This window comes from Nocardia vinacea, assembly GCF_035920345.1.
Classification (GTDB): Bacteria; Actinomycetota; Actinomycetes; order Mycobacteriales; family Mycobacteriaceae; genus Nocardia; species Nocardia vinacea_A.
Genome location: NZ_CP109149.1, coordinates 5911607 through 5915170 on the forward strand (window position 1 = coordinate 5911607; position 3564 = coordinate 5915170).

The window sequence follows — 3564 nt, forward strand, 5'->3', positions numbered from 1 at the left end:
TTCGCTTCCGACTTGCGAATCCCTTGCCGCACATGCCGTGGCAACATCAGGGATCGCCGTCTCTTCTGTTGTGGTCGCGGTGTTTTCGGTAGCACTGGTTCGACAGTCGCGTATCGTCCGAGCGATATCGGTGCTGCTTGCGATACTCGCAACAACCTCCTGCCTGTTGCAGGTAGCGAAAATCTACTTTGCCGCCGTCGGCCACCGCGAGCTGGTTTTCCAGGATCACGTGGTGGTCAATCCTCGTGGACTACTGGGGTATTTCAACATTCCGCTCGTGCTGACCTACACAGCCGACATCGCATTGTGGTTCGTCTGCCTTTTGTTGTCGATGGCATCCACAGCGGCATTCAAGAGCCGGACAACCGACCGAAATTCAACTGAGCCCACAGATCTGCCAGGCCGTCCCGGTTCTTCATAGACGGCGGAGAACCAAGGCTCATTGTTGGCGTTCAGACCGACGGCATGTCGTTAGTACCGCTAGGGCTTGCTACGCCAGCGGCCGAGCGCGGCCCCGACCAGCGCCCGAGCATCCTTGCCGGTCACGGACTGCCTTGCGAGTGTTTCGAACGCTCGGGCGTACAAGGCGATCTCTCGGGGTTGAGTGATTGTCAGCTCTGCTGTGATCGCTTCAACCATCACCATTCGTTCATCGAACATGACGAAGTTGGTTGCAGGCGTGAGCCATTCAGCATTCGAGGGCACCACGCCGAACAGCATCCGAGGTAGCCCCATGACGGCTAGGAGCCGGTCCAGCTGACCGATCATGACCTCGGCGTTGCCCACGGTCGTAGACAACGACTGCTCGGTGATCACGATGTGGAATCGGTGGTCACCGTGGTAGAGGACCTTTTGCTGCTCGAGCCGTTTCGACACTCCTTGGTCTACGTCGTTGGGAATCCGGTAGAACTCGGTGACCCGGCGTAGTACCGCCTCGGCGTACTCGGCGGTCTGGAGCATCCCCGGGATCAGCACCGGTTCGTAGATCCGCATGAGCTTGGCCTGTTCAGCGAGCGTCACCGACTGTTGTTGTCGGCGTTTGGTGCCAGTGTGTAGCAGGCGCTTGTATTCGAGGTACGCCGATTCGATGTTGCGGACGGTCGCGACGAGGTCGGACAACTGGCTCTCTGTGTCCGTGTGGATACAGTACGTGCGCAGTTGCGCCTCGGTGGGGGTTCGGTGGCCGGTTTCTATCTTGGACACGAGCGACTCGTGCCAGCCCGCCAAAGCGGCGAGCTGGCGTCCGGTGAGTCCGGTGTCCTTCCTCATCTCGCGGAGGCGCTTCCCGAGCGCTTCCCGCTGTTCATAAACCGAGTTGGTCACAGCGTGGCGTGCGCGAACTCGGCGTAGGGCGTGGCCAGCTTCCACAGCCGTTCTCGGATGCTGCGGCAGTAGGCGACTATGTGCGGGTCGTCGGTCGTGACGCCCCCTACCCCGGAGCCGTTGGTGTCGACGACGTTGAAAGTGACGAGCGAATCGTCGTACAGCCACCAGTCATCTGCCGGGAGTTCTCCGGCGAGATGCCTTGGAACGTAACGGATGTCCTCTCCAGCGTCGGCGTTCTCGGGTGTGATCGACAACAACCAACGGTGATAGTCCGGCAGCGGCACCGTGACCACTCGTACCCGCGAGACTGCGATGCCCCGGTTAGTGGCATCCCGCATCAGGTTCAGCCACGGCTGAAACCACGCGTAGTCATCGTCTCTGTGTCCAGCAAGGAACCGGTCGAGCTGCGGGTTCTCGTCGTCAACGTCGTAGGCGTCCTTGGTTTCGAGGTGGAACGCTGAGCGCTCAGCTTGCCGAAACAGATCCCAGAACGCCTCGCCTTGCAGCAGCTGCACCGTAGAACTTCCTTTCTCGCCTCGGCACCTCGATAGCCGTCTCGTCCTCGGCTAGGTCGAGTCGATCCAGCGTCTCAGCATCCGTAATCGGTCGTCCAGCGAGGATGAATGTTCCCCGGCCGGTGTCGGTCATAGTCGCCCCGACGAACGTATCCGGCTCAGCGAACCCGAGTAGCAAGTGGGGAATCTCGATAGTGCCGGGATGGTCGGTTAGTCACCCCTGGACGAGGTAGCTGTCTTGGTCGGTGGCGTACAACGTCGGGCAATGGCCTTGTCCTGACCCGCCGCTGCCCAGGAACTTCAAGCGCATGATCTTGGCTCCCGTCTAGGAGTGTGACCGTGTGTGACACTCCCGTAAGCAATAGTGCCTCATTTCGACCGGCTATTCCGCCTGTAAAAGAACTTTTGTCAAGTTCCGTCAAGTTACTAGATGCCACGGCTCTGGACTCCTTAGCGTCTGAGCTGGCCCCCGTGACATGTGACGCCAACCGGTCACGGGGTGCCTACCAACACCGGACTACAGGAGTCGAGATGGACAGGCCCACACGACTGTTCGTGTTCCCAGGCGGGTTGCTGGAGGTCGCCGACTACGGCGACGAGAACGACGGTCCGGGGGTGTACCTCGAGTTGCGGAGTCCAGCCGATCGTGTGCTACCGCAACGGGTTCCGGGTGCAGCCGTCGTGGATCACCGCGTCAGCCCTGTCGAACCTGCCGACGCCGAGACGTGCGCCACGGTGCTGCGACTCCTCCAAGATCTGCCGTGATTGCGCTCGGCTGGGTTGTCGCGATCGGGCTACCGCTGGCGGTGACTGTTGGAGTGATCGTGTGGCCGGAACGGATTCCGAAGGACCGCCGTCAGGGAAATCCGCGGACGGATCGAACGTGAGGACACGAGCATCTCCGGCCAAACTAGCACCGGTACAACGCATTTGGTTCTTCTGTCCCTGCTACCGCGCGGGCTCCTCGCAAACCGACGCACCCGGGAGCAGACGCTACCCGGGACGTCCGAACCACGGACGCCGAACATCTGATCAGCAATCTGAATTCCTCGGGGGAATCATGCGAAACCTAGTGATCCGGTCCTTGGTCATTCTCGGTATCGGCCTATCGGCCGGTCTGCCCGCCACTCCGAGCGCGCCCCGCCATGGCAATGACCTGGGAGCTCGGGGAACCGATCGCGACCCGCGAACTCCGCAAGGGCGATGATCCAGTGGTCGTCTCGTTCGGGAAGCCAGAGCCGTCCGAAGGCGGTTCATACTCATGCCCCGTTCGGATCGAAGGCATGGAGGCGGAGCCGTTGACACGGGCTATCTTCGGTGTGGATGCGGTACAGGCCCTTATCGAGGCAATGACCTTCGCTGGTCGTCTGCTCGAAGCCAACGAAGGCGAGTACACGTTCCTCGGGGAATCCGACCTCGGATTTCCTCGAAGCTGACACACAGCCCCAGATGCGCACAACCCCCGACCGGAGCGACTCGGTCGGGGGTTTTCTGTTGAACTCCGGAAGGCCACGGAGACACGCACCCCATTGCTGCCGGATGGGTAAACCGTAGAACCGCGAGGCCAAGGTGTCGGCCGCGCATGCTGCACATGATCTCGAGCAGCGGTATCGACCACGGGGCAGCAGTGCCCGGTCGGCGATAGAACTCGGAAAGGCAAGAGCCCCGTACCGTTATCTGTTCGAGGTGCGGGGCTCTTGCCTGCCGCGCGGGGCGGTCTCGG

At 61.3% G+C, this 3564-nt stretch carries 5 protein-coding genes; 3 read left to right on the top strand and 2 right to left on the bottom strand.

Annotation, left to right across the window (positions count from 1 at the left end; genetic code table 11):
• Window positions 1-37: 37 nt before the first annotated feature.
• The gene (locus OIE68_RS27140) at window positions 38-421 is read left to right on the top strand and encodes a hypothetical protein (RefSeq protein WP_327093904.1); all 384 of its coding nucleotides are present in this window, start codon (window positions 38-40) and stop codon (window positions 419-421) included.
• Window positions 422-480: 59 nt separating this feature from the next.
• Here OIE68_RS27140 and OIE68_RS27145 read toward each other — a convergent pair whose 3' ends face one another.
• Complete coding sequence (locus OIE68_RS27145; RefSeq protein ID WP_327093905.1) at window positions 481-1368, bottom strand: helix-turn-helix transcriptional regulator; 888 nt, start codon at window positions 1366-1368, stop codon at window positions 481-483.
• Window positions 1320-1841 (bottom strand): DUF6879 family protein, encoded by a 522-nt coding sequence (locus tag OIE68_RS27150; RefSeq protein WP_327093906.1) that lies wholly within the window; start codon window positions 1839-1841, stop codon window positions 1320-1322. Before OIE68_RS27150 ends, OIE68_RS27145 begins: the two co-directional genes overlap by 49 nt.
• A 531-nt stretch (window positions 1842-2372) precedes the next feature.
• On the opposite strand from OIE68_RS27150, the gene OIE68_RS27155 reads away from it, so the two are divergent.
• Both OIE68_RS27155 and OIE68_RS47185 read left to right on the top strand, forming a co-directional pair.
• Window positions 2373-2606 carry a hypothetical protein gene (locus tag OIE68_RS27155; protein ID WP_327093907.1) on the top strand — a complete coding sequence of 78 codons (234 nt, stop codon included), beginning with the start codon at window positions 2373-2375 and terminating at the stop codon, window positions 2604-2606.
• A 386-nt stretch (window positions 2607-2992) separates the two neighbouring features.
• Window positions 2993-3277, top strand: coding sequence for a DUF6968 family protein (locus tag OIE68_RS47185; protein WP_419150806.1), 285 nt, complete (start codon window positions 2993-2995; stop codon window positions 3275-3277).
• Window positions 3278-3564: the final 287 nt, after the last annotated feature.